Source organism: Acidovorax sp. (assembly GCF_027492855.1).
Classification (GTDB): Bacteria; Pseudomonadota; Gammaproteobacteria; order Burkholderiales; family Burkholderiaceae_C; genus Acidovorax.
Genome location: NZ_JAPUDY010000022.1, coordinates 43,356 through 68,477, shown reverse-complemented (window position 1 = coordinate 68,477; position 25,122 = coordinate 43,356). Strand labels below are relative to the sequence as shown.

30 protein-coding genes are annotated in these 25,122 nt (G+C 60.6%); 13 read left to right on the top strand and 17 right to left on the bottom strand.

Annotated features, from left to right (window positions below):
• Positions 1-21 precede the first annotated feature (21 nt).
• On the bottom strand, positions 22-708 hold the full coding sequence (locus Q0105_RS04160; RefSeq protein WP_298209039.1) for a type 1 glutamine amidotransferase domain-containing protein: 687 nt from the start codon (positions 706-708) through the stop codon (positions 22-24).
• Positions 709-808: 100 nt separating this feature from the next.
• A complete protein-coding gene (locus Q0105_RS04155; RefSeq protein ID WP_366145910.1) occupies positions 809-1,762 on the bottom strand; it encodes a LysR family transcriptional regulator in 954 nt (317 codons plus the stop codon).
• A gap of 198 nt (positions 1,763-1,960) precedes the next feature.
• On the opposite strand from Q0105_RS04155, the gene Q0105_RS04150 reads away from it, so the two are divergent.
• Positions 1,961-2,668, top strand: a complete 708-nt coding sequence (locus Q0105_RS04150) for a hypothetical protein (RefSeq protein WP_298209037.1) — start codon at positions 1,961-1,963, stop codon at positions 2,666-2,668.
• A gap of 22 nt (positions 2,669-2,690) precedes the next feature.
• Here Q0105_RS04150 and Q0105_RS04145 read toward each other — a convergent pair whose 3' ends face one another.
• The 6 genes from Q0105_RS04145 to Q0105_RS04120 form a co-directional block, all read right to left on the bottom strand.
• Positions 2,691-3,113, bottom strand: coding sequence for a DUF1810 domain-containing protein (locus Q0105_RS04145; protein WP_298209035.1), 423 nt, complete (start codon positions 3,111-3,113; stop codon positions 2,691-2,693).
• 227 nt (positions 3,114-3,340) lie between these two features.
• Positions 3,341-3,979 (bottom strand): hypothetical protein, encoded by a 639-nt coding sequence (locus Q0105_RS04140; RefSeq protein ID WP_298209033.1) that lies wholly within the window; start codon positions 3,977-3,979, stop codon positions 3,341-3,343.
• A gap of 369 nt (positions 3,980-4,348) precedes the next feature.
• Entirely contained in the window at positions 4,349-6,049 is a 1,701-nt protein-coding gene (locus Q0105_RS04135) for a hypothetical protein (RefSeq protein WP_298209031.1), read from the bottom strand.
• Positions 6,050-6,173: 124 nt separating this feature from the next.
• The gene (gene lipA, locus Q0105_RS04130; RefSeq protein ID WP_298209030.1) at positions 6,174-7,172 is read right to left on the bottom strand and encodes a lipoyl synthase; all 999 of its coding nucleotides are present in this window, start codon (positions 7,170-7,172) and stop codon (positions 6,174-6,176) included.
• A 24-nt stretch (positions 7,173-7,196) separates the two neighbouring features.
• Positions 7,197-7,895, bottom strand: a complete 699-nt coding sequence (gene lipB / locus Q0105_RS04125; RefSeq protein ID WP_298209028.1) for a lipoyl(octanoyl) transferase LipB — start codon at positions 7,893-7,895, stop codon at positions 7,197-7,199.
• Positions 7,896-7,931: 36 nt separating this feature from the next.
• Positions 7,932-8,249: a DUF493 family protein gene (locus Q0105_RS04120; protein ID WP_298209026.1), complete on the bottom strand. Its 318-nt coding sequence runs from the start codon at positions 8,247-8,249 to the stop codon at positions 7,932-7,934.
• An 80-nt stretch (positions 8,250-8,329) separates the two neighbouring features.
• Between Q0105_RS04120 and Q0105_RS04115 the strand changes: the two genes are divergently transcribed.
• The 10 genes from Q0105_RS04115 (at position 8,330) to Q0105_RS04070 (ending at position 15,697) form a co-directional block, all read left to right on the top strand.
• Positions 8,330-8,542: a hypothetical protein gene (locus Q0105_RS04115; RefSeq protein WP_298209024.1), complete on the top strand. Its 213-nt coding sequence runs from the start codon at positions 8,330-8,332 to the stop codon at positions 8,540-8,542.
• Positions 8,539-9,012 carry an ATP synthase subunit I gene (locus tag Q0105_RS04110; protein ID WP_298209022.1) on the top strand — a complete coding sequence of 158 codons (474 nt, stop codon included), beginning with the start codon at positions 8,539-8,541 and terminating at the stop codon, positions 9,010-9,012. Before Q0105_RS04115 ends, Q0105_RS04110 begins: the two co-directional genes overlap by 4 nt.
• A gap of 19 nt (positions 9,013-9,031) precedes the next feature.
• Positions 9,032-9,895: a F0F1 ATP synthase subunit A gene (gene atpB, locus Q0105_RS04105; protein ID WP_298209020.1), complete on the top strand. Its 864-nt coding sequence runs from the start codon at positions 9,032-9,034 to the stop codon at positions 9,893-9,895.
• A gap of 59 nt (positions 9,896-9,954) precedes the next feature.
• A complete protein-coding gene (gene atpE / locus Q0105_RS04100) occupies positions 9,955-10,224 on the top strand; it encodes a F0F1 ATP synthase subunit C (RefSeq protein ID WP_007847749.1) in 270 nt (89 codons plus the stop codon).
• Between the two features lie 34 nt (positions 10,225-10,258).
• Positions 10,259-10,729, top strand: a complete 471-nt coding sequence (locus Q0105_RS04095; protein WP_007847746.1) for a F0F1 ATP synthase subunit B — start codon at positions 10,259-10,261, stop codon at positions 10,727-10,729.
• Between the two features lie 9 nt (positions 10,730-10,738).
• Positions 10,739-11,281 carry a F0F1 ATP synthase subunit delta gene (locus tag Q0105_RS04090; protein ID WP_298209017.1) on the top strand — a complete coding sequence of 181 codons (543 nt, stop codon included), beginning with the start codon at positions 10,739-10,741 and terminating at the stop codon, positions 11,279-11,281.
• Between the two features lie 39 nt (positions 11,282-11,320).
• On the top strand, positions 11,321-12,874 hold the full coding sequence (gene atpA / locus Q0105_RS04085; protein ID WP_063460149.1) for a F0F1 ATP synthase subunit alpha: 1,554 nt from the start codon (positions 11,321-11,323) through the stop codon (positions 12,872-12,874).
• An 18-nt stretch (positions 12,875-12,892) separates the two neighbouring features.
• Complete coding sequence (gene atpG / locus Q0105_RS04080) at positions 12,893-13,759, top strand: F0F1 ATP synthase subunit gamma (protein ID WP_298209014.1); 867 nt, start codon at positions 12,893-12,895, stop codon at positions 13,757-13,759.
• 33 nt (positions 13,760-13,792) lie between these two features.
• The gene (gene atpD / locus Q0105_RS04075) at positions 13,793-15,199 is read left to right on the top strand and encodes a F0F1 ATP synthase subunit beta (protein ID WP_298209012.1); all 1,407 of its coding nucleotides are present in this window, start codon (positions 13,793-13,795) and stop codon (positions 15,197-15,199) included.
• Positions 15,200-15,280: 81 nt separating this feature from the next.
• The gene (locus Q0105_RS04070) at positions 15,281-15,697 is read left to right on the top strand and encodes a F0F1 ATP synthase subunit epsilon (protein ID WP_298209010.1); all 417 of its coding nucleotides are present in this window, start codon (positions 15,281-15,283) and stop codon (positions 15,695-15,697) included.
• Positions 15,698-15,972: 275 nt separating this feature from the next.
• Here the strand turns inward: Q0105_RS04070 and Q0105_RS04065 are convergent, their stop codons facing one another.
• The gene (locus Q0105_RS04065; RefSeq protein ID WP_298209008.1) at positions 15,973-16,269 is read right to left on the bottom strand and encodes a DUF4148 domain-containing protein; all 297 of its coding nucleotides are present in this window, start codon (positions 16,267-16,269) and stop codon (positions 15,973-15,975) included.
• A gap of 352 nt (positions 16,270-16,621) precedes the next feature.
• Here Q0105_RS04065 and Q0105_RS04060 point away from each other — a divergent pair, with 352 nt between their 5' ends.
• Together Q0105_RS04060 and Q0105_RS04055 are read left to right on the top strand one after the other, a co-directional pair.
• Positions 16,622-17,227 (top strand): hypothetical protein, encoded by a 606-nt coding sequence (locus tag Q0105_RS04060; protein WP_298209005.1) that lies wholly within the window; start codon positions 16,622-16,624, stop codon positions 17,225-17,227.
• A gap of 169 nt (positions 17,228-17,396) precedes the next feature.
• Positions 17,397-18,002, top strand: a complete 606-nt coding sequence (locus Q0105_RS04055; RefSeq protein WP_298209003.1) for an RNA polymerase sigma factor — start codon at positions 17,397-17,399, stop codon at positions 18,000-18,002.
• A gap of 22 nt (positions 18,003-18,024) precedes the next feature.
• Here Q0105_RS04055 and sctC read toward each other — a convergent pair whose 3' ends face one another.
• The 8 genes from sctC to Q0105_RS04015 all read right to left on the bottom strand — a co-directional run bounded on the left by sctC (position 18,025) and on the right by Q0105_RS04015 (position 25,049).
• Positions 18,025-19,926, bottom strand: coding sequence for a type III secretion system outer membrane ring subunit SctC (gene sctC / locus Q0105_RS04050; protein ID WP_298209001.1), 1,902 nt, complete (start codon positions 19,924-19,926; stop codon positions 18,025-18,027).
• A gap of 27 nt (positions 19,927-19,953) precedes the next feature.
• The gene (locus Q0105_RS04045; protein ID WP_298208999.1) at positions 19,954-20,367 is read right to left on the bottom strand and encodes a hypothetical protein; all 414 of its coding nucleotides are present in this window, start codon (positions 20,365-20,367) and stop codon (positions 19,954-19,956) included.
• Between the two features lie 24 nt (positions 20,368-20,391).
• Positions 20,392-21,450 carry a type III secretion system export apparatus subunit SctU gene (gene sctU / locus Q0105_RS04040; RefSeq protein ID WP_298208997.1) on the bottom strand — a complete coding sequence of 353 codons (1,059 nt, stop codon included), beginning with the start codon at positions 21,448-21,450 and terminating at the stop codon, positions 20,392-20,394.
• 8 nt (positions 21,451-21,458) lie between these two features.
• Positions 21,459-22,268, bottom strand: coding sequence for a type III secretion system export apparatus subunit SctT (sctT, locus tag Q0105_RS04035; protein WP_298208995.1), 810 nt, complete (start codon positions 22,266-22,268; stop codon positions 21,459-21,461).
• Between the two features lie 39 nt (positions 22,269-22,307).
• Entirely contained in the window at positions 22,308-22,577 is a 270-nt protein-coding gene (gene sctS / locus Q0105_RS04030; protein WP_298208993.1) for a type III secretion system export apparatus subunit SctS, read from the bottom strand.
• Positions 22,578-22,622: 45 nt separating this feature from the next.
• A complete protein-coding gene (sctR, locus tag Q0105_RS04025) occupies positions 22,623-23,270 on the bottom strand; it encodes a type III secretion system export apparatus subunit SctR (protein ID WP_298208991.1) in 648 nt (215 codons plus the stop codon).
• 8 nt (positions 23,271-23,278) lie between these two features.
• Positions 23,279-24,343 carry a type III secretion system cytoplasmic ring protein SctQ gene (gene sctQ, locus Q0105_RS04020; protein ID WP_298208989.1) on the bottom strand — a complete coding sequence of 355 codons (1,065 nt, stop codon included), beginning with the start codon at positions 24,341-24,343 and terminating at the stop codon, positions 23,279-23,281.
• 88 nt (positions 24,344-24,431) lie between these two features.
• On the bottom strand, positions 24,432-25,049 hold the full coding sequence (locus tag Q0105_RS04015; RefSeq protein ID WP_298208987.1) for a hypothetical protein: 618 nt from the start codon (positions 25,047-25,049) through the stop codon (positions 24,432-24,434).
• Positions 25,050-25,122: the final 73 nt, after the last annotated feature.

Below are 25,122 nucleotides of genomic sequence, written 5' to 3'. Positions count from 1 at the left end.
TTCAGGGCGCCTGCCTGTGTATCAGCGAAGCATGGCCGCCACCTGCTCGGCCGTCGCCTTGGCCGACTGCGGGTTCTGGCCGGTCACCAGCCTTCCATCGACCACGACCTTGGAGAGGAAGGGCAGCCACGCCTTTTCATAGAGGGCGCCGCGCCGCCGCATCTCCTCCTCGGCGTTGTACGGAACCTTGCGGGCGACGCCGGCCAGCACTTCCTCGCGCCAGGAAAAGCCGGTGAGCCGCCGCCCGGCAACCAGCAGCGCGCCATCCGACAGCGCCGTGTTCAGCAGGCCGCAGTAGCCGTGGCACACCGAGGAGACGATGCCGCCGCGCTCGTAGATCTCGCGGGTGATGCGCTGCAGCCCGTGCGCGTCCGGAAAGTCCCACATGACGGCGTGCCCGCCGGTGAAGTAGACCGCGCCGAAGTCCGCCGGATCGATCTCATCGGGCCGGGCGGTGTTCGACAGCAACGCCATGCGCGTCGCGTCGGCCAGCCAGTCCTTCGCGGTGGCGTCAATGTTCGGCCACTTCAGCGACCGCGGCTCCAGCGGGGAAAGGCCGCCCGATGGGCTCACGAGCCTCTGTTCATGGCCTGCGGCCGCAAACACATGCCAGGCATGGGTCAGCTCCGACAGCCACAGGCCGGTGGGCTCGGCCGGATCGTCGTAGTGGGAAACGTTGCTGACAACGTGCAGGATGCGGTGGGTCATGCCGAAGGTTCTCCTTGGCTCAGCACCTTAACCTTGAAGTGGAGTTCATTGTCAAGGAGTGCCAAGATAACAGCCGCCCGGGCCAACGTTATGCGACGGGCTATACGGCTTTGCAGGCTTGCAGTGCGCGAGCAGTCTGCTCTTGGGTTTGCTCGATCAGATAGTCCAGGAACACGCGGGTGCGTTGAGGTACGAACTTGCGACTGGGCATCGCAGCGTACAGGGAGAAACGACCGGTAACCCAGGGGCTGAGTACCCGCACCAGTTCACCACGCGTAAGGTAGGGCGCCACAAGGTTTATGGCGACCGAAGCGATACCAACACCGTCCAGGGCGGCCTGTACTAGCGAGTCTGTGTGATTGGAGACCATTATGGGCTCCACTGCCACTGATACCGACTGGGTGGGATTCTCTGAGCACCACATGCTCCAGCCACTCGCTCTGCCGAGGGCGAGTGCATGCATCAGGCAGGCGTGCTGGGGCAAATCGTTCGGCGCACTTGGCAGCCCCTTGCGTTTCACGTAAATTGGGGAGGCCACCAAGATCGCCTCAGAGTCTGCAACTTTGCGGGCGACCACATTGGCGTCGAATCCTTCCCTTGTGCCAATGAGCGTGAGATCGAAGTCCTCGATAGGTAGTTCGCGCCTTGTTTCGACGTCCAGATCAATGCGGATCCTAGGATAGCGCGCGAAAAAACCTGGCAGCAGGGGTGAGATCACATGAGTAGCCAGCACTGGCAGCGCGTGTATGCGCAATGTACCGACCATTTCTTGGGTGTGGGCACTGGCCACCGCATGCGCTTCCTCGATGTCCTGCAAGATGTGGCGTACCCTGTCTAGGTAAGACTGGCCTGCTTCGGTGAGCGATAGGCGCCGGGTACTACGCTGCAACAATCGGGTTCCAAGGTGATCTTCCAAGTCGGCCACCAAGCGCGTGACCACCGGTGGGGACATGTCTAGCGCCCGCGCGGCAGAAGCAAAGCCACCTTCGGTCACGACCCGCTCAAAAACCCGCATCGACAGCAACAACCGATCCATTCTGTTTCCCTTGTGCAAGTTCCTGCTCTCGCAGGCTGTTGAAAAACCGATTCCAAGTGAGAGTTTTTGATGGTTTTGAGGGCTCGTCCACCCCTATCTGATCAAACAGAATCGCTGGTAGGCCGTTCTATGTGATCAATTTTTTGATCAAGTGGAATCCTCCGTGGTTTTTCAACAGCCCGCCAGTGTCCGCTATGTGCCCAAAGCGGACGCACTATGCGTGATTTTGATCTGCTGCACTCGCTGCAAAGTGGACTTCATGTTGATCAGCAACATCTCTCGCCAATCGTTGACCGTCTGTTAAGAGGCGTCACTACCCAGCGTTTCGGCGAACGGCTGCGAAGTATTGATACCGAGTCACTTCACAATGACCCGGTGACCTTCGGTAACGCCAACTTCGGCTGCGTGACGACGTTCGGAGACAATCGCTTCGTCCTCGCTCCTCTTCAATTTCACGCCCAAAGTACCCCGGTGAACCCAGTCCTGCGTCTGCGCATCGAGCACGATCCTGATGGAACTGCGGAGCTATTCGTCGAGCTTTTGCACCCGGCATTCACTGGCAGGGCATCGGCTTGGTTTGATGCCACGAGGTTGACTGAGTTCGGCACGCGCCTTGCGGAAACGTTCCCGCTTGCGAAAGAGAGGCCGATTGAGCTGGTGGGCGGCTACTGGAGCCGTACAGGAGACTCCATTGAGCAACTGCATGTCGGTCTCAGGTTTTATCCCATTGGTGGCACGGGTACGGTCGGAGTCTATGTTCAGCTAGCTACGGACTACCAAGCCGATGAGAGACCTGAATCCCAATGCAAGGTAGCTGCGGAGATCAAGACAAACTACGAAGAGCTTCGCCGTTTTGGTCTGGCAGTGAAGGCTCTTGCACAAAGGCAAACGTCCCTCGCGGAACTCAATGAACACTCGCACTAATTTAGTTGCCAGCAGGACCTGGCTACTTGAGCAATTCAATCGTGCGAGCATCTGGCAGACCGCCGAAATACTTCTGAAGCAAGGCTTCAAACACATTGCCCTTGGATGACGCTTTGCCAAACAGGGTGATGCTCGAGCGCAGCTTGAGGTCGTCCGGAGTGCCGAAGACATCCAGGGCAGAAGAGGTCTCCAGCTCAAGCAGGATCTGGCAGCACTCCAGGAGGCGGCCCCCGAGCACGGGGTGTGCGAGGTAGGCCTGCGCCTCGGCGTAGGACTGGATGGCATAGCGTGTTGCCATGTCGCTATGCCCCAGGCCTTTGAACTGCGGAAACACAAACCACATCCAGTGTGTGCGCTTTTTGCCAGCTCTGAGTTCGGCGAGCACGCGCGCCCAGACAGGCTCTTGGGCTTGCAGAAATCGGTCAAGAACCGGAGGCAAGGGCATGCTGATGATCGCGCCTAAGCAGTGTTCGTGGCCCCATGGTGCCGAGGATTTCTTGTCTGGGCAAGGCGGCAATGGCGCTGGGGGCCAAGTGGAGAAGAGGTGTTGCAGATGTCTCACAGGCTTCATTGCACTTGCGCAGGTGCTGCATCCAGAACCTCCGCGGCTGGCGGCTGCAACAGATTGCGAGCGTTAGGAAGTAGAGGCTAGTGAGTCAAGCCTTCCAGCGCTTAGCGCTTGCTTACGCGGTAACGCAGGGTGTCCAACGCCATCACGAAGCCCGGCTCGGCGGCCTTGGCATCTTCCTCTGCCACCTGGGTCATGACGATCACGGTGGTCTCGCCCAGATTGGCTTTGAAAAAACGCGCCTCATGCGGCAGGTTCTGGCCCAGCATGCTGACCACGAAACGCTGCGAAACACCCTTGTTCTCCTTGCCAGCAACTTGACGGGTAACGGGTGTGACAGTCACAGGGCCCATTCGAGCCTGTTGGGCGGTATTGGCTCGTGCGGCGTCCGCACGATTGCGGGCAGCTGTAGCCGCGAATTTCTCGATGTCCTGACTTGCAAGGAAAGGGCTGAACATCAAACTCACGACGGCCTCATTGGGGCCTTCGAGGTCGATGCTACGCAGGCGGGTTTCGTCCTGCGCTACGACATCTTCGGTCACTTTCCAGGCGGCAGGGTGTTCGAAACTCACCCCGTCCTTACTGTACGTGATGGGTGGGGCAGCGTGCACGGGAGTCAACGCCGTGAGAACGAACGACGCCAAGAATGCCAGAGTCAGGATCAGGTGGACAGTGGGGCGGTAAGGCAGGCGAACGAAGAGCATGATGAAAACGAGCGATTGCTGCCACAAGGATTCTTGCATGAGCGATGAATCGCCCCCACGGGGGGAGACTTGCCGCGTCCCAGAGCTACCGGTGGAAGGACTTGCCCGTTCACCGAGCAGGCGCGCACTGCAAGGGCCGGCCACTAAGCATATTCAAGGCCATGGTCCGAGCGCTCGCAAGTGCCTCTTCGCGAGTTTGAGCTACGCGATCGAACGACTCGGCGATGAACTCCTGGCGTGCGTGCGCGCCACCCGCCCAACGGGGGGCAGCACTGGGAGGCGTAGTTTTCGTTGCCATGCCAGCAATTTCCTCTTGCTAAGCCATTTTTGGAAACAATTTTCGCTGAGACCCGCCATCTCGCTTGCTATTCTGGCTCCCGCTATGGATCGGTTCACTGTTTGCTTACGTTATGTCGCCGTATCAGGCGATTGGAATTTATAGGCGAGCCATCGCGCAATGCGTTTCTGAGCATCATTCAGGGTTGGCGCGACACGCCACCTCCGAAAAGGCGGCTCGGATCGCGGTCTTGCAAGCTCTTCGAGCCTGTCCAAGAGCAAGCGGCTTGGATCCGCGGCCTCTATTTCGCTGAGCGGTTGGAACTCCGGAAAAAGCTCGTGCCCTTCCATCACCGTGAGCAGCGCTTTCATACTCCCAGAAGAGATTAGGAAGAGTGCAATGCGCCGTGGTTTTCCGTTTTCCGAAAAAAAGAATCCGTCGTTGATCACGCCATCTTCATCGGCCAGCAGGCTTACTGGAACCGTCCAGCCATCTTCGTCACTTGCAGTCAGGACCTGGACTTCAAGCGTTGGCATGGACTCCATGGCTCCAACTGCGTAGCGCAGGAAAGTAGGCAAGGCCGGTTTGCGGCTGCCAGTTCTGATCTCAACCAGGCTAACAGGTCGAATGCGTCGTGCGGAGCCAGGTTGCCCCACAGCAAGTTCTGAAACAAGGGCGGGTGAGGTCGAGGGTTGTGGTTGCGCGTCTTTGTGAAGAAGGCGCTCTGTGTGGATGGACTTGCCATCCAGATCTGGAAACCGGCGTGTACTTGCTTGAGTTCGTAATGTGGGCGCTAGCGTGGACGACGCATCGTGCTCTTGGAGCGTCTGCGGCTCGGCGGGTACAGGCTCGGCCGCCTTCTTGCGAACAACCGGCTCCGCTGGCTTCTCTGGCTGTTCCAGATTGGGACGATACGCCGGAGGTTTTGGGGGCGTGTTCTGGTGGAGTTTGACGCGCAGCGTCCGGAAGGGGAACGGGTGGTAGCAACTGTGCAACTGATAGGCGAGGAAAGTGCCGTTCTCCACATCGCCGTGCGGGAGCCATAAGCCACTCGCCTGAAGCGTTGTAGTGCCTTCGAACGGAAAAATTGCTTGCGGATAAATGTCTCTGCCTGCGACAGATGACTTCAAGCATGACGACGAAACGAGGGCTGCCGCTCTCCAAGCTGCATCGCAGCCTGCGATCCGAGCAACATCTTCAGCACTCGCGCGCGGGATGCGCTCCGCGAGTTCAAGGCTCATGTAACCCTTCGGGGTAAGAAACGACCTATGGTGAAGCTTGCTTCGGCTCAAGGGCGGTGCAAACAGGCGGGATATGAGTTCGCTGGAAGATCCAAAGTAAAAGCGCACCAGCTCCATGCAGGGCACGACCAGGACTCGGTCATCAGGAAGCGCGACACGTACGCAATAGGAGTGGGTGTTGTTGAGGTGCCACGGATGATGGGCCAGTGGCAGCAGAAATGAGCCAGCATCAGAACTCAAGCCCGCCTTGACCAGACTCGTCAGTTCCCAGTTGATGGTGACATCTTCGAAAACGGCCTGCTCGTAGCTGGGGCGCGCAACCAATGTCTGGTTCTGCCAAAGATCTCCGATACGCAGCAGGAGCGTTGTCCCTACGCTAACCCACCTCTTGGCCTGCTGGCTCGCCGGTAGTGTGCAGTTCGGCTGCAACAGGGCCGAAGGGTTTTCGAGGGGAGAGGGGGCAACTACCTTGGACAGGTAGACCAGAACCGAAGGCTGTCTTCGACGAGCCATCCGGTCGGGAAATGCAATGGGGCCATACCAGTCTATGCGCCATATGTCCTTTCCCTTGGGAAAGGCGTCAATACGCAAGGCGGGGGCGCTCGTCTCCACTGGGCTTGGAAGGGTTTCCGGCGGTTAAGCGGCGTCCATCGGAAGGGGTTGATTTTTTCGTATCACCTTCGATATTTTCTTAGCTACTTCGAGATTTTCTCATTTACTTCGAGTCATCGACACAGACGCCCGCGGCGTGCGCCTGCTGGTCTGCGTGGTAGCTGCTGCGCACCATGGCGCCCACGGCGGCGTGGCTGAAGCCCATCTTGTAGGCTTCTTGCTCGAACATCTTGAAGGTGTCGGGGTGCACGTAGCGGCGCACGGGCAGGTGGCTGTTGCTGGGCGACAGGTACTGGCCGATGGTCAGCATGTCGATGTTGTGCTCGCGCATGTCGCGCATCACCTGCAGGATTTCCTCGTCCGTCTCTCCAAGGCCGACCATGATGCCGCTCTTGGTCGGCACGTTGGGGTGCAGGGCCTTGAACTTTTTCAGCAGGTTCAGGCTGAACTGGTAGTCGGAGCCGGGGCGCGCTTCCTTGTACAGGCGGGGCGCGGTCTCCAGGTTGTGGTTCATCACGTCGGGCGGTGCGGCCTTGAGGATTTCGAGCGCGCGGTCATCGCGGCCGCGGAAGTCGGGCACCAGGATTTCGATCTGCGTCGCGGGCGACAGCTCGCGGATGTTCTGGATGCATTTCACGAAGTGGCCGCTGCCGCCGTCGCGCAGGTCGTCGCGGTCCACGCTGGTGATCACCACGTACTTGAGCTTGAGCGCGGCAATCGTTTTGGCCAGGTTCAGCGGCTCGTCCTTGTCGAGCGGGTCAGGGCGGCCATGGCCCACGTCGCAGAACGGGCAGCGGCGCGTGCACTTGTCGCCCATGATCATGAACGTGGCCGTGCCCTTGCCGAAACACTCGCCGATGTTGGGGCAGGAGGCCTCTTCGCACACCGTGTGCAGCTTGTGCTCGCGCAGGATCTCCTTGATCTCGTAGAAGCGCGTGGTGGGGCTGCCCGCCTTCACGCGGATCCACTCGGGCTTCTTGAGCACTTCGCCGTGTTCCACCTTGATGGGAATGCGCGACAGCTTGGCGGCCGCCTTCTGCTTGGCCAGGGGGTTGTAGGTTTCGGCGGATTGCGCTTCGCGGACGACTTCTGGGGTGCTCATGGCGTGTAGGCAGCGGGTAGGGGGTCAAGGCGCAAGCCGGATGCTGAGCTGTTGGCCCAGCACCTGCGCGGCATCGGCCCAGGTGGTGTGGACCCCGATTGTAGAAAGATCCACCGTTTTCAATCCTGCGTAACCGCAAGGGTTGATGCGCGAGTAGGGCTCCAGGTCCATGGCCACGTTGAGCGCCACGCCGTGGTAGGTGCAGTGTCGGCTGACCTTGATGCCCAGGGCTGCGATCTTGCCCAGGCCCTCGAAATCGGGGGCTGGCGGGGCTTCGGTGCCGGTGCGCCGTTGAGGGCGCTGGGGTAGCAGGGCGTGGCTGTGTGGGTCGTCCAGGCGGACATAGATGCCCGGCGCGCCGCCCACCCGGTGGCCCGTAACGCCGAAGTGCGCCAGCGTGCGGATCACGGCTTCTTCGACGCGGTAGACATATTCCTTGACGAAGTAGCCCGCGCGCTGCAGATCGATCAACGGGTAGGCCACCACCTGGCCCGGGCCATGGAAGGTGACCTGCCCGCCCCGGTTGGTGGCGACCACGGGGATGTCGCCAGGGGCCAGGACATGGTCGCTTTTGCCCGCAAGCCCCTGGGTGTACAGGGGCGCGTGCTCGCACAGCCACAGCACATCGGGGGTTTCGGGCGTGCGCGCGGCTGTGTAGTCCTGCATGGCCTGCACGGTGGCGGCGTAGTCCACCCGGCCCAGGGTGTCGGGGCTGATGCGCATTGGCGGTGGCGGATTCGTCGGAGGTGCCGTGCTTACTTACAGCACCACCTTGACCAGAGGATGTGCCGACAGTGCGCTGTACAGGTTGTCGAGCTGCTCGCGGCTGGTCGCGGTGATGGTGATAGTTACTCCGAGGTAATTGCCGGCGCGGCTGTCGCGCAGTTCAATGGTGCTGGCATCGAACGTGGGGTCAAATTGGCGGGCGAGCTCTGTGACCGCGTGCACAAAACCGTCCACCTTGGCGCCCATGACCTTGATCGGGAAGCTGGAGGGGTATTCGATCAGCGAGTCTTTGCGCGGATCGGTAGTCTGTTCGTCCAGCCCGTTGGAGGGTGTTGGAGTCGAGGATGTCATGGTGAATAGCTCCTGGAGTTTTGCTTCTGTTTCAATAGCTTGTCACGCTTTGCTATTGTGCGCTACAGGCGATTCTGGTCATGGAAATTGACCTGTTTCTCATGAATGAAAACGGTGCATCTTCCGGCGTTGGGCGTGCGCAGATGCGTTGGCCGATCGCCACAACCGAACATGCTCGCGCACCAGCCGTTGGGCCGGATTGCGGGTTTTTTGTCGTGCGTCACGGGTTTTTACTTATAATTAGAGGCTTTGTGAAAGTTGCAGTCTGTAACGCGGGCGTCATTCAACAATGAAAACAATCGCGCCTGAGACTGAAACTGAGGCTGAAGAATCTGACTTCAAGCCCCTGACGGCCCAAGAGGCTGATCAGTGGCGTAGCCGCAATCCACCCATTTCGGTGTGGAAGGTGGTGGCAGGTCAGGCGCTGGTCGGAGTGCTGGTGGCCCTGGTGGCCTGGGCTCTGACGGGCAGGGTATCGGTGGGCTGGTCTGCAGCTTACGGTGCGCTGGCGGTGGTGGTTCCGGCAGGCTTGTTTGCACGGGGAGTGTTTCGCCACAAGGCGTCCTCCAATCCGCGTGCCGCCATGCTGGGGTTCTTTGGTTGGGAAATCGCCAAAATCGTGTTGACGGTGGCGCTGCTGGCAGCGGCACCCCGGCTGGTGCCGGGCTTGAGCTGGATGGCCTTGCTGGCAGGCATGGTGATCACAATGAAAACGTACTGGGTGGCGCTGTTGGTGCGGCCCGGTGTCCGAAAAACCGATTGATTTAGAGAAGAGTTGTCCGATGGCCGCAGAAGCGCACGCTCCGACTGCAAGTGAATACATCGTTCACCACCTGCAGCATCTTCAAAACGTCAACCAGACCAAGATTGTTGACTTCACCGTCATCAATTACGACTCGATCATCGTGGGCCTGATTCTGGGTGCTCTCACGCTGTTGATTCTCTGGTCCGCAGCCCGCAAGGCAACTTCCGGCGTACCCGGCCGCTTCCAGGCGGCGGTGGAAATGCTGGTCGAGATGGTGGACAACCAGGCCAAGGCCAATATCCACAACGCCGAAAGCCGCAAGTTCATTGCCCCCCTGGGTCTCACGGTGTTCGTCTGGATTTTCCTGATGAACTTCATGGACATGCTGCCCGTGGACCTGTTGCCTGCACTCTGGCAGGGCGCAACGGGCGACGGCCACGCCTATCTGCGCGTCGTGCCCACGGCTGACCTCTCCACCACGCTGGGCCTGGCATTTGCCGTCCTGATCCTGCGTTTCTGGTACAGCGTCAAGATCAAGGGCGCTGGCGGCTGGGCGCATGAGCTCGTGTCGGCCCCGTTTGGCACCAGCAAGAATCCCATCTTCGCCCTGATCCTGGGCGTGGTGAACCTGCTGATGCAGGTCATTGAATATGTCGCCAACACCGTGTCGCATGGCATGCGGTTGTTCGGCAACATGTACGCCGGCGAACTGGTGTTCATGCTGATCGCCCTGATGGGTGGCGCGGCTGCACTGTCGCTGTCGGGTGTGCTGCTGCCTGTGGGCCACGTCATCGCTGGCACCATCTGGACGCTGTTCCACATTCTGGTGATCTCGCTGCAAGCCTTCATCTTCATGATGCTTGCGCTGATTTACCTCGGTCAGGCGCACAACGCGCACTAACGGTTCCCTTTCGTTTCTCTTTCCTTTTTCAACTTTTCTTTTTTAACTCAGGAGTCATCATGGAAAACATTCTCGGTCTCGTCGCTCTGGCTTGTGGTCTGATCGTTGGTCTGGGCGCTATCGGCGCTTCCATCGGTATCGCACTGATGGGTGGCAAGTTCCTCGAATCGTCGGCACGTCAGCCTGAGCTGATCAACGAACTGCAAACCAAGATGTTCATCTTGGCCGGTCTGATCGACGCTGCTTTCCTGATCGGCGTGGCTATCGCTCTGCTGTTCGCTTTCGCCAACCCCTTCGCTTCCACGTTCTTGGCCAACCTGCCCAAGTAATTCCCACTCAACGCCACTCTAGAAAGGTGTTGCCGTGAGTATCAACGCGACCCTGTTCATTCAGGCCATCGTCTTCCTGATCCTGGTGTGGTTCACGATGAAATTCGTGTGGCCCCCGATCGCGAAGGCGTTGGATGAACGAGCCCAGAAAATCGCCGAAGGCCTCGCTGCTGCCGACCGTGCCAAGTCCGAACTGACCGCTGCCAACCAGCGCGTCGAAAAGGAACTGTCACAGGCGCGCAACGAAACGGCCTCGCGTCTTGCGGACGCCGACCGACGTGCCCAGGCCATCATCGAAGAAGCCAAGGCACGCGCCACGGAAGAAGGCAACAAGATCGTTGCTTCCGCACGTGCCGAAGCCGAGCAGCAAACGGTGCAAGCCCGCGAAGCCCTGCGTGAGCAGGTCGCCGCGCTGGCCGTCAAGGGTGCTGAGCAGATTCTCCGCAAGGAAGTCAATGCCGGCGTTCACGCCGACCTGCTCAACCGCCTGAAGACCGAGCTGTAAGGGGACAACATGGCTGAACTCGCCACCATTGCCCGCCCTTACGCCGAAGCCCTGTTCAAGGCCGCTACTGCGGGTGCGGGCATGGACCTGGCCAGCACCGCTGACTGGGTCGATGAACTGGCGGCGATTGCCGCCAACCCCCAGCTGCGTCAGTTGGCGGACAGCCCCAAGGTAACGGCAGACCAGGTGTTTGCCGTCGTCACGGGTGTTGCGCGTTCGGCGCTGTCCGATACGGCCAAGAACTTCCTGCGCACGGTCATCGACAACGGGCGCCTTGACGCGCTGCCAGAAGTCGCAGCGCAGTTTCGTGCCCTCGTGAATCGCCGCAGCGGCTCTTCGGATGCTGTCGTGTACAGCGCATTTCCGATGGATGCTGCAGCGCTGGCTGAAGTCGGTACGACGCTGGAAAAGCGCTTCGGCCGCAAGCTCAACCTCACCGTTCAGTTGGATGCGTCCCTGATCGGTGGCATTCGCGTAGTGGTGGGTGACGAGGTGCTGGACACTTCGGTCAAGGCCCGTCTTGAACAAATGAAAGCGGCCCTTACCGCATAAGCGGCGAGGACAGCGAACCAAAGAAAGAAGGAAAGAGTCATGCAACTCAATCCCGCAGAAATTTCTGAACTCATCAAGAGCCGCATCGAAGGTCTGGCCGCCAGCAGCGATATCCGCAACCAGGGTACCGTGGTCTCCGTGTCCGACGGTATCGTGCGCGTGCACGGCCTGTCGGACGTGATGGCCGGTGAAATGCTTGAGTTCCCCGCCACCAAGGACGGCCAGCCCTCCTACGGCCTGGCCCTGAATCTCGAGCGCGATTCCGTCGGCGCCGTGATTTTGGGTGAGTACGAACACATCTCCGAAGGCGACACCGTCAAGTGCACGGGCCGTATTCTGGAAGTGCCGGTCGGCCCTGAGCTGGTTGGCCGCGTGGTGAACGCCCTGGGTCAGCCGATCGACGGCAAGGGCCCTATCAACGCCAAGCTCACCGACGTGATCGAAAAGGTCGCTCCGGGCGTGATCGCCCGTAAATCGGTGGACCAACCCCTGCAGACCGGCCTGAAGTCCATCGACTCCATGGTGCCCGTGGGCCGTGGCCAGCGCGAGCTGATCATTGGTGACCGCCAGACCGGCAAGACGGCAGTGGCCATCGACGCCATCATCGCCCAGAAGGGCCAGGGCGTTACCTGTATCTACGTCGCGATCGGCCAGAAGGCTTCGTCGATCAAGAACGTGGTGCGCGCACTGGAACAAGCCGGTGCCATGGAATACACGATTGTGGTGGCCGCATCGGCTTCTGAATCGGCCGCCATGCAGTACGTTTCGGCCTACTCCGGCTGCACCATGGGCGAATACTTCCGCGACCGTGGCCAGGACGCTCTGATCGTTTATGACGATCTGTCCAAGCAGGCCGTGGCCTACCGCCAGGTTTCTCTGCTGCTGCGCCGCCCACCAGGCCGCGAAGCCTACCCTGGCGACGTGTTCTATCTCCACAGCCGCTTGCTGGAGCGCGCTGCCCGCGTGAACGCCGACTACGTCGAAGCCTTCACCAAGGGTGAAGTCAAGGGCAAGACGGGTTCGCTGACGGCACTGCCTATCATCGAAACGCAAGCTGGCGACGTGTCTGCTTTCGTTCCTACCAACGTGATCTCGATCACGGACGGCCAGATCTTCCTGGAAACCTCGCTGTTCAACGCCGGTATCCGCCCCGCCATCAACGCCGGTATCTCGGTGTCGCGCGTCGGTGGTGCCGCCCAGACCAAGCTGGTGAAGAACCTGTCCGGCGGTATCCGTACCGACCTGGCCCAGTACCGTGAATTGGCTGCGTTCGCGCAGTTCGCTTCCGACCTGGACGAAGCCACCCGCAAGCAGTTGGACCGCGGTGCCCGCGTGACCGAACTGCTCAAGCAGGCGCAGTACAGCCCCCTGTCCATCTCGCTGATGGGCGCGACGCTGTTCGCTGTGAACAAGGGCTTCATGGACGACATCGACGTCAAGAAGGTTCTCGACTTCGAACACGGCCTGCACCAGTTCCTGAAGACCAGCCACGCCGCACTGCTGGCCAAGCTGGAACAGGCCAAGGCTATGGACAAGGACGCTGAAGCCGAATTGACCGCTGCTGTCGCTGCGTTCAAGAAGTCGTTCGCTTAAACCGGACGAGGAGCCATCATGGCAGCAGGCAAGGAAATACGCGGCAAGATCAAATCGGTGGAGAACACCAAGAAGATCACCAAAGCCATGGAGATGGTGGCTGCATCCAAAATGCGCAAGGCGCAGGAGCGGATGCGGGCTGCCCGCCCTTACAGCGAGAAGATCCGCAACATTGCAGCCAATCTCGGCCAGGCCAATCCGGAATACGTGCATCCGTTCATGAAAGTGAACGATGCCAAGACGGCTGGCGTGATCGTGGTAACGACCGACAAGGGCCTGTGCGGTGGCATGAACACCAACGTGCTGCGCGTCGTGACGGGCAAGCTGCGTGAGCTGCAAGGCGCTGGCGTGTCCACCGAGGCAGTTGCCATCGGCAACAAGGGCCTGGGTTTCCTGAACCGTGTCGGTGCCAAGGTGGTTTCGCACGTGACGGGCCTGGGTGACAAGCCCCATCTGGACAAGCTGATCGGCCCCGTGAAGGTGCTGCTCGATGCTTACGCTGAAGGCAAGATCAACGCGGTGTACCTCTCGTACACCAAGTTCATCAACACCATGAAGCAGGAATCGGTGGTGGAGCAGTTGCTTCCCCTGTCGTCCGAGCAGATGCAGGCCGAAAAGACCGAACACGGCTGGGACTACATCTATGAGCCCGATGCACAGACCGTGATCGACGATCTGCTGGTCCGCTATGTCGAATCGCTGATCTACCAGGCCGTTGCGGAAAACATGGCGTCCGAGCAGTCGGCACGCATGGTGGCCATGAAGGCCGCCACCGACAACGCCGGCAGCGTCATTGGCGAGTTGAAGCTGGTCTACAACAAGACGCGCCAGGCAGCGATCACGAAAGAACTTTCGGAAATCGTGGCTGGCGCCGCTGCTGTGTAAGCAGCTCAACCAACATCTTTATTGGAGCGAAAAATGGCTCAAGTGCAAGGCAAGATTGTTCAATGTATCGGCGCGGTGGTGGACGTTGAGTTCCCACGCGACCAGATGCCTAAGATTTACGACGCTCTGAAGCTCGAAGGTTCGGCCCTGACGCTGGAAGTGCAGCAGCAGCTGGGCGACGGCGTGGTGCGAACCATCGCCCTGGGCTCGTCCGACGGCCTGCGCCGCGGCCTCATGGTGACCAACACCGGCAACGCCATCACCGTGCCCGTGGGCAAGGCGACGCTTGGCCGCATCATGGACGTGTTGGGTGCGCCCATCGACGAACGTGGTCCCGTGAGCCAAGAACTGACGGCATCCATCCACCGCAAGGCCCCTGCGTACGACGAACTGTCGCCCTCGCAAGAGCTGCTGGAAACCGGCATCAAGGTGATCGACCTGGTCTGCCCGTTCGCCAAGGGCGGCAAGGTGGGTCTGTTCGGTGGCGCCGGTGTGGGCAAGACCGTGAACATGATGGAACTCATCAACAACATCGCCAAGGCCCACTCGGGTCTGTCGGTGTTCGCTGGTGTGGGCGAGCGTACCCGTGAAGGGAACGACTTCTACCATGAAATGGCCGATTCCGGCGTGGTGAACCTCGAGAAGCTCGAAGACTCGAAGGTCGCCATGGTGTACGGCCAGATGAATGAGCCCCCAGGCAACCGTCTGCGCGTGGCGCTGACCGGCCTGACCATTGCTGAATCCTTCCGTGACGAAGGCCGTGACGTGCTGTTCTTCGTGGACAACATCTACCGCTACACGCTGGCCGGTACCGAAGTGTCCGCTCTGCTGGGCCGTATGCCTTCCGCCGTGGGCTACCAGCCTACGCTGGCCGAGGAAATGGGCCGCCTGCAAGAGCGTATCACCTCGACCAAGGTGGGCTCGATCACCTCCATCCAGGCCGTTTACGTGCCAGCCGATGACTTGACCGATCCTTCGCCTGCCACAACGTTCGCCCACTTGGATTCCACCGTGGTGCTTTCGCGTGACATCGCCTCGCTGGGTATCTACCCCGCCGTGGATCCGCTGGATTCCACCAGCCGCCAGCTGGACCCGAACGTCGTGGGCGAAGACCACTACGCCACGGCCCGTGCGGTGCAAGGCACGCTGCAGCGCTACAAGGAACTGCGCGACATCATCGCCATTCTGGGCATGGACGAACTGGCTCCTGATGACAAGCTGGCCGTGGCCCGCGCGCGAAAGATCCAGCGTTTTCTGTCGCAGCCATTCCACGTGGCCGAAGTGTTCACGGGCTCGCCAGGCAAGTACGTTCCCCTGGCCGAAACCATCCGTGGTTTCAAGATGATCGTGAACGGCGAGTGTGATCACCTGCCAGAACAGGCGTTCTACATGGTCGGTACCATCGACGAAGCCTTCGAAAAGGCCAAGAAGGTGGCCTGATGGGCCGGTGGCTGAGCAGCCCGCGATGGCGGCTCGGCCCTCTGCAGTCAAGCAACCCATCCCCTTTTCCTAGGAGCAATGATGAACACCATCCACGTTGATGTGGTCAGTGCCGAAGAGTCCATCTTCTCCGGTGAAGCACGCTTTGTCGCGCTGCCTGGTGAGTCTGGCGAACTGGGCATCTTTCCCCGCCACACCCCGCTGATCACGCGCATCAAGCCGGGCTCGGTGCGCATCGAAATGGCCGACGGCAGCGAAGAGTTCGTGTTCGTGGCCGGTGGCATTCTGGAAGTGCAGCCCAACCGCGTGACCGTGCTGTCCGACACCGCTATTCGCGGCAAGGACCTGGACGACGAGAAGGCCAACGCTGCCAAGGCATCGGCCGAAGAAGCGCTCAAGAACGCCAAGAGCGAAATCGACCTGGCCCGGGCCCAGTCTGAACTGGCGGTCATGGCTGCCCAGATCGCGGCCCTGCGCAAGTTCCGTCAGAAGAAATAATCCTGAAGACTCGCTTTTCTGGATACAAAAAATCCGGCGCTGCCGGGTTTTTTTATGGCCCTGAGATTTCTGCGCAGACGATGTAGAGAGCGCTGAACACATGTTTGCGAGGGATGGTTATGGCCATCTCGGAAGCGCAGAGACTCTGAACGCGCTTGTTCTTCCCGCCAAAGCAAAAGGCCGGAGCCCCTCGCGAGGCTCCGGCCTTTTTCATTGCATTTGTGCTCCTCAGCCTACCTGCATGCGTGCGGTTCGCATGCGGGCGGCAGGAGTTACTACATGATGCTGCCGATTTCGCCCGAAGGAATCTGGCCCGTGCGCACGGCTTCAGCAGCCTGGGCACGCACGGCAGAGCGGTCAGCCGTGGATTGGTATGTCGTCACACGCGAACCGGCTGGCTCGATGGAGCGGGTCTGGGCGACGGTAGAAGCTTCGGCAGCCACTTCAGCGCGGGTGCGGTTGGTTTCAAACTGGGTAGCGAATTGCGAGCCATCGGCTTCGTCAGCGTAGGCACCGAAAGAAGCGAAAGCGGCAACAGCGGCGATGGAGAGGAAACGTGCGGTCGTGTTCATGATCAAAGTCCTTAAAGTTAAAAAAGCGTCTCAAAAAAACCAGGGGCAAACCAACTAAGAAAACTGCCTCAACCCTGGGTTCGGTGAGTCGCCTTGCGGGTTCGGCTCATCGATGGGTTGAACTGTACGCCGATGGAGTTCAGAGAAAAACTACTCAGTCGCAAATTGACTGTTCCAATATTCGAAACAATGAAGTCAGGAACGCTGAGGTAAATCAGAAGATCAATTGCCAGTCGCCCTCAGACTCTCCGGGGCTTCGCGCCCCGACGATAATCGTTTGCAATCGGGTGGAACCACATGGAGCCTTCGGTTACTAAACTACCGACCCGCCCTTCGCCGCCATTTATTTTTTGTGAACGTCACCAATAGACTCTCTCCAGCAGATCCCGTTGCACGGCCTTCTTTGGATGCGTTCCAACAAGCCGCGCAGCAGGGTGACTGGGTTCACGTCAGCCGTGACGGGACGCAATGGACGGTGCTAGCGACAGGTACAACGCCATCACAGCGCTCGGTGGCCTGGATTGAACCCGAGACGGACTCCACTTCTGCTTTTGTGGGAGCTCTGGAGCAAAGTTTCTCTCAGGGCATCCGGGCATCCGTGGTGCGAGAACTGGGGTTGGATGCCGCGCCTGGTAAACCGCTGTCTTCCCGCACGGTCATGCAAGCCATCGACATGGCACAAACCAGCAGGCAAACCCTGCAAGGGGTGGATTTTCTGACTCAACTGACTTTGAGTGCGGTCGGGCAATCTTCTGGTTTTAAAGACATGTGCCAGGCCAGTGGTATTCCGCCGAGCGCGGTAGATGCCAAGCAGCGCGAAACGATCGATGCCGCGATGCAGATGCGATTCGAAGCAGCTGCCCGAGAGGGGGCATCCCCCGTCTCCATGCAGACAGCGAAGGACTGGCTGCGCGAAGAGCTGGGGGTGCTAAAGCTCTTGGGCTCTCGCCGAGACTGAGGTGGTACGGCTTGAGGACGGGAATTCTTGCTGTACAGGCAGTAATTCCTCTGTAAGAATCCCAGCGGTGCGCTCCCCATTTGTAGCATCTCCTGCCCAATCTGGATCCGTTTCAGTCAGTTGCGTCGATTCCGAAGCGCAACCCTGTGCGCCGTTGTCGTCGGAGAGCTTGTCCGACCAGGACGATCTGGAGGATGTGAGCGTCAGCAGTACGGGGGCGGTCTCGCAAGTGCTGCAGGATCATGAGGTGCGTGAGCGAGACACCTTGTTTCGGACTCTGGTGCAGGCCCATGGAGTGCGGCTGCATCGATTCATCATCAAGAACATTGGCAACTCAACGGATGCCGAGGACTTGGCGCAGCAGGCCTTTTTGGAAGCGGTGCGCTCCTACGAAACGTTCAAAGGGCAGTCCGAGCTCTCGACCTGGCTCTATGGCATTGCCATGAATCTGGTCCGCAATCACCTCTCCCGCGCACCCCACCGGCGTTACGAGTTCACGGATGAGGCTGAGCTCTCCGAACTGGCTGGCGAAGAACTGTCGCCCGCACAGGCCGCCGAGGTGGCGCAGCACATGCGTTATCTGCAAGATGCCATGGCGGAGCTTCCCGAGAGCATGCGCGACATTCTGATGATGGTGGCTGTCGATGAAATGTCTTATGAAGAAGCCGCTGCTTTGCTGACGGTGCCCGTAGGAACGGTTCGAAGTCGTCTCTCTCGTGCGCGCAGCGCCCTTCGCGTGAGGCTCCAGGCCCGAGGCGTTGAGTTGGGGTTCTGACCGCCTCCTGGCCTGCCTGCAACTACTGGTATCCAGGGGGGAACGCAGGACTTAGCTGAACAGGTGAGGCTACGGCTGGGGGCGGTGGTGAAAGGTCCAGCGGCGGTGGTGGTGGTGGCGCTACCCGCAAGGTATCTGCCGCAGAAGCAAGATTGGACGGCAGCGAAACCAATCTCGGCTTGATCATGAAAACACGTTCCCGCGACTGTTGGTTGTTGATGCGGTTGGAGAAGAGGGCGCCCACCAGGGGGACGGAGCCCAGTCCTGGCACACGGTTGACCTCATTGGTCCTTTGCGTGCTCTTGTAGCCACCGATCACCAGGGTTTGTCCCTCACCCACGATCGCTTGCGTACTGACCACGCTGCGCCGCACGGTGGGGATGGTGTCTACCGTCGTTTCCTGGATCTGGCCGTCTTCGATGTCCACGTCCAGCTGAATCACGGGGCCTTCGGCGCGCTGCACAAAATGTGGCGTGACCCGCAACGTGGTGCCCGCAGTGATCGGTGTGATGGTGGCTACGCGCTCCCCGATGCTGCGGATGTAGAACGTCTCCGACAAATCGAGCAAGGCGCCGATGTTGTCGATGGTGAGGATGGAAGGGCGGGATTGGATGGATGCGTCGCCTGTGCCCTCCAGGGCACGTATGCGGCTGATCAGGAAGTTGCCTGAACTGACAACGAGGCTTGTGGGGTCTACGCTGGCGCCGCGTCGCAACGCGCCCAGCACCAGGTCATTGCCGTCATCGACCCGTGTCAGGTTGCCAAAGCCTCCGACCGTTCCACCCCTGCGGCCGCTCCAGGAAATCCCGAGCTCATCGAGCCTGCTGGAATTGATGTCGATGATCATTGCCTCGATCTCGATCAGAGGCGTTGGCACATCCAACTGATCGATCAGCGCCTTGTACAGAGGAATGCGCTCGGGCGTGTCCTGCACGATGATGGCGTTGAGGCGGGAGTCTGCCTGGATGGATGGAGCAAGTCGACGGGCCGATGTGACGCCCGTTGCGCTGCCCGCACCACGGCTTCCACCTGCCGTCGTGCCTCCGCCAGCCTGCGCAGTGGCCGCGCCCGACCCGGAGGCTGTGCCATTGGGGGATGCGGCGGGCCCGACGGGCATGCCGGAACTTGCGGGGTCGAACGAGATGCCGGCCGTATTGCTCGCCATCGCCATTCCGGTGAGACCGGATGATGACTGCTGCGCCGCCACCGATGAGAGCAGCGCGTTGTTGACGCCCGCAGTGCCGCCGCTGCCGTTGATGAGGTTACGCAAAACCTGCGCCAGGCCGGGGGTAGTGATCTGGCGGTCGCGGTAGAGAATGGTCCGATCGTCCACGGAGGCGTGCTTGAGGCGGAAGACCGCCACTTGCTGCCCTCCTGCCATGAGCGGCAAGGAGGCCATGGTTCTTTCGACCAATGACACATAGGCGGGAGGGCCGGAAATCAGTGCCACCCCTTGCTCAGGCAGTTCTCCCCATCCAAACCGGGTATCCAGCACGCCCAGGCTGCTCAGGGCCTGCCGGACGGCCGCGATGCTGCTGCCGCCAGAGGTGATGCTGCGCGTGCTCATCTCGGTGGTGCGGCTCACGAACAGGGTGCCCGCGTGCGTAAACCAGGTCAGCCCATAGACGCTGGCCATGCGGTCCATGAACTCCGTGGGGCTCTGGCTGTTGAAGCGTCCGTTGACCTTGCCATCCACCAAGGGCGAAAGCTCCAGGGACAGGCTGAAGCTGCTGGCGAAGTCACGCAGCACGTTGGCGATGGGAGCGTTGTCCGCGTAGTAGCTGTATGGCGCATTGGTCCACGGAGGTGTTCCCGCGCTCGCAGGCGCAGCGCCCCACAGAAGCGCGCATGCCAACGCGGCAGTGGAGCAGACCTTGAAACGGGTAGTCGGGCGAAGCCGTGGCGGGAGGAGGTTGGCGTGCATAGGGTTCAGGGCGTGCGCGTGGCGGTATCAGATGGTAGTGATGGCCTTGGACCAGAAAGCGAGAGAATTCACAAAGCTCCCGACGGCATCGTCGATGTCCTGGTGGGATGTGGCCGGGGCGGCCTGCTGCAGCCAGATCGCGCGCTCGCGATCATCGATGACGCAACTGGTGGATTGGTCTTTCATGGTCCCGCAGGCCAGGCGGGAGACCCCCAGCAACATATCGTCACGGGCGGGGCCTGGCTCGGGCAAGGCCCGCAGCCGCGCGCAGATCGCGACACCGCCCTGAGGCAGCGCTCGCAGACGGATGCGGTAGATGCCATCCACCGTCATGTCGATCGATGAAGACTTGGTGGCGTCCGCCGCCGCAAGGCCAAACTGGCTCGAGTAGGCGTGCAGCAGCCGGGCCGACGCGGGATCAGGGGGGGCAGACGACTTCATGAGGGGCTCTTTGCGGTCAAGAAATTAGTAGCGGGGCTGGGTTGGATCGCTGTCCATCTGCTGCAACAGGCGCAGCAACTCTGCCACGGGCTCGACAAGTTCGGACGGGATGTACTGGCCTGGTTCCGCATGTTCCGTCAGCGCCCGGGCCAGCGGAATGTTCTGCATCACGGGGACCCCTGCCTCGCGGGCGGCCTGCATCATGCGCTCGGCCAGGGCGCCCTCACCCTTGGCGAGCACGACGGGCAATGGTGTTTCTTCTGCGTCATAGCGCAAGGCCACGGCCAGGTGGGTGGGGTTGGTGACCACCACAGTCGCCTGGCGCGCGCTGTCCACGGCGCCTTGCTGAGCCATCTCATGGTGCAATTGTTTGCGCTGATGTTTGATGTGGGGGTCGCCCTCCATCTCCTTGTACTCTTGCTTGACCTCGTCCTTGGACATCATCAGCCCCTTGCGGTAGGTGTATCGCTGCCACGCGAAGTCGGCCAGCGCGATGGCACCATAGGCCAATCCGATATGGATGAGCATGGTTTTCAAAAGCGCGCCCATCACCTGGCCCAGGCCTGGTAATCCGGCCTGCGGAATGCTGGTCATGATGGGCAATGCATCGCGGATCAGCAGAGTGATCAGAATGGACAGGAAGGCGATCTTGAGAATCGACTTCAGAAACTCCATCAGATTCTTCTTGGAGAAGATATTTTTGAGGTTCGATAGTACGTCGAGCTTCTTGGCAGATGGCTTGAGTTTCTCGAACGCAAACAGCACGCCCACCTGCAAGGCATCGGCAAAGATGCCTGCTCCCAGCACGATGCCGATGAACGGCAATGTGAGCCATGCCGCTTCCTTGAGGAGCTCTTGCACCAGCGTGTTGGCCGCCTCGTTGAACCCCATTTTCAGCACGGTGCTGGGCAAGAGAATCATCTGGCCCATGATCTCCACCATGTGGCTGGCACTGCCCAGCAGGTAGCCAAAGATGGCGAGGATCAGAAACGTCTGGGTAAAGTCTTTGCTGTAGGCGACGTCACCCTTTTGCCGCGAATCGCGCAGGCGTTTCGATGTGGGTTGTTCCGTCTTTTCGCTCATGGTGCTGCTCAGCCTCCTGAAGGGGGCGCCCACTGCTCGCGCAGGAACGGCAGGATGTGTTTCATGGACTCGACCTGCTCAGCACCGTACTCGAAAAGCGATGCGGCATAGAGCATGAGCACGAGCATGGCCAAAGCGCTCTTGATGGGCATGGCCATAAAGAACACCTGCAGTTGTGGGGCAAACCGGCTCACCAGTGCCAGCCCAATTTCTGCCAGGAACATCGCCACCAGCACAGGTGCAGCAAGCAACACGGCCATGCGGACCAGCCGGTCGAGTTGATCCAGCATCAGGGGCACCGACTCGGGGCGCAGCGTGGGCGCCCACTGGGTCACGCTCCACAGGCCAAAGCTGTCGTACAACACGCCAAGCAGCAGGCTGAAACCGCCGGTAACCAGGAAGAAAACGATAAATGCCTGATTGAACAGGATGCCCAATGGCGAGGAGTCATTGCCTGTCAGCGGATTGAGCGTGGATGCAATGCTTGCGCCGCGCTGGTTGTCCACAAGAAACCCGACGGCCTCGAACACCCAGAACGGAATGGCGGCGATGTAGCCGATGACAAAACCGATGAATGCCTCTTTGAGGATCAGCAGCAGGATTTGCAGTGCATGCAGTTCCGCCACCGCCACTTGGGGCGACAGCGCAGGCACCATCACGATGCCCAATGCCACGGCCACGGCTATGCGCAGCAGGCCGGGCACCAGTTGCGTGTTGAAAAGTGGCAGGGCGATGAACATGGCCAGGATGCGCGGTTGTGTCAGGGCCAACGTTCCGATGAACGTCTTGGCTTCCTGGTAAGTAACCGGCAAGTCCATGGGGTTCCGTCCTATTCTGGGCAATCTGCTGGGTCGCCTTCAGCGGCCCAGCAGGGGAATGGAGTCGAAGATCTGAACGGTGAAATTGAACATCTCGCCGCCCACCCACCGTGCCGTCAAGAGAATCGTCACCGACACCGCGATCAGCTTGACGCCGAACGACAGCGTCTGCTCCTGGATCTGCGTGAGTGCCTGGAACAGAGAGAACAGTGTGCCCACGACCGAGCCCACGATGATGGGTGGCAGCGAAAGCCAGAGCACCAGGTACAGGGCCTGGGTGAAGAACGAGACGACGTCGACGGATTGCATGTGGGGCCTTTTGGGCTGAATGGGCGGGGCTGTGCGTGGATGGGGTCAGGCGTAGGTCAGCACCAGCCCCTGGATCAGGCGTGACCACCCATCGACCATCACGAACAGAAAAAGCTTGAGCGGCAGGGAGATCGTGACCGGCGAAACCATCATCATCCCCATGGCAAGCAGGATGTTGGACACGATCAGGTCAATGACCACAAAAGGCAGGTAGAGCAGGAACCCGATTTGGAAGGCCGACGTCAGCTCCGACACCACAAAGGCGGGCATCAGCACGATGAAATCGCGCTGAGTGATGCCTTCTGACAGCTTGGGCCCCCACATGCGCTGGGCCGTGCGCACGAAGAAATCGCGCTGCTCGGCGCGGCTGTTCTTGAGCATGAATTCGCGCAGGGGCTCTGCGCCTTCACGCACCGTACCAATGAGGCTTGGCACGCTCTTGAGCGTGTCGGGCCGATCGGTCAGCCGATCGAACATGTGCATGCCCACGGGCGCCATCACATAGGCCGACAGGATGAGCGCCATGCCGTACAGCGCCAGATTGGGGGGCATTTGCTGCACGCCCAGGGCATTGCGCAGCAATGACATCACGACAGCGATCTTGAGAAAAGAGGTGGTCACGACCACCAGCGTAGGCATCAGCGCCATGAGGGCTAGCAGTACCGCTAGCGTGATCGGGTCAAAGCTGCTCATCGGAAGATTCAGTGGCTGGCGGAAAAGAGGTAGCGCACCGATACGCCGATCTGGCCGTCGATTTCCACCAGGTCTCCTTCTCCCACCAAGGCACCATTGGCACGGATGCGGACCGCACCTGCCAGAGGATGGCCGAGGCCCACCGTTTGGCCAGGCTGCAGGGCTTGTAGCTGGGCCAGGGTCATTGACACCTCGCCAAGGTCAAAGGAAAGCCGCACCGGCACGGCGTCCAGTGTGGCGGCTTCGGCGGAGGATGTTTCAGGGGATACGGGCATGGTTTCGGTCCATGGATGGATGACGGTGAGGGACGGGGGCTGTCCCGAATCTGAGGGGGCAGGCCATTGCACGTGAACGCCGTGGCGGCCGTCGGGGCTCAGCCACAGGGCGCGGTCGGCGGCTGCAAAAAAATGATCGATGAGCACCACATCGCCAACGGCCAGTGCGGCGGCATCGTTGGCGGTTAGCCGCGTGACACCGATCTCTGCCCGCAAAGCCAGGGGCACGCTGTCGTCCAGAGGCCCTGGTTGCTGGGTGCGCTTGCCAACGAGGCCCGCCACGAGCAGCAGGCCCAGGCCATCGAGGTGGAGGGAGCCAGCAATCGCCTGAGGGCCGTCTTGCGCGCGCAGATACAGGTCGCACGTGTGTGGGGGCAGTGCCTGCAGGTCATTGGCCGATGCAAGGCCCCATGTCTGCAACTGCGGTGCGCCACGACCCAGGCTTTGCAGGCCTTGGAGCAGATCATCCACACAAGCCTCCAGCACCGCGTCGGCCAGGAGGGAGGGCGCTGTGGGCAGAGATGCTCCTTCCAGCAGGCCACTCAGCGCTTGCTCAATGGCGGTGCCGGGCAGGCGCAGCGCCATGGCAGCTCCTGCCCATTCCAACCGGACGATGTATCCAGGCTCGGGCCACTCTGCGGCCGAGGCCACCACAGGAAACAGGCGGGCCTGCCACGCAGCGGTGCCAATGCGCAGCGGGAGCCCGGCAGCGCGCTGGGCAATGGTGGTGCGCGCCTGGGCCTCATTGCGTGTGAGGCGCAAAGGCTGAAAGGCAGTGTTGGCGTGTGGGGAGGACATTCGGATTCAGAAAAAAAGCGACAGGATGGTGGATGGAGTGGATCAAGCGGGGTGCACAGCGCTGTCGATGCTCTGGCGGAATGCTGGGTTATATGCCTGCATGCGCCTCCACCAGGCAAAGGTCTTCCGGGTCGTCGGTTTGTACGCGCACGGACACGCCCTGGGCCAGGCGGCTGGCCAGGCCATCCGCCAGCCACTGCGCATTGCGCACCAGGCGCTCGCGCGAAGACTCCTGGGTGCAGGTGAACTGCGCAACCACGTGGCCGCCTTCTTCAAAGATTTCCACGGACACTCCCGGCAGGTTGTCATCTGCCAGCTGAATTTGCACGGCCCTGCGGCCGGTGCTGCCGTCGGCCACCAGTAAACGCTGGGCCATTTGCGACAAGGTTTCGTCGATGCCGCGTGGGGCATCGGACGGTGCTGGCGTCCCGCCGGGCAGCGCTTGTGCCATCTGGTTCGGTGCGGCGACAGCGGCAGGGCCACCAAACAGATCGAACGGCCGTGGTGCCGAGGGGGGCTGCGCCCCGCCGGTGGGTGGTGCCGCGCGCTGCTGCTCCAGCAAAGCCCGCAGTGCTTTTGCATCGTCATCCAGCGTGTCGGTCCCGCGCGGGTCGCCACCGGTTTGCGGGCCGGTGCCGGTGCGGGCATCGAATGCCGTGGAGGACGGCATGCCCAGGTCGAGGTGAATCGGTCGCTCCGTGTTCATGTCAATGCTCCAGGGGTGGTGCAATGGATGAATGAAATAGGCCGCTAGCGCCTATTGATAAAGCGCAATAAGC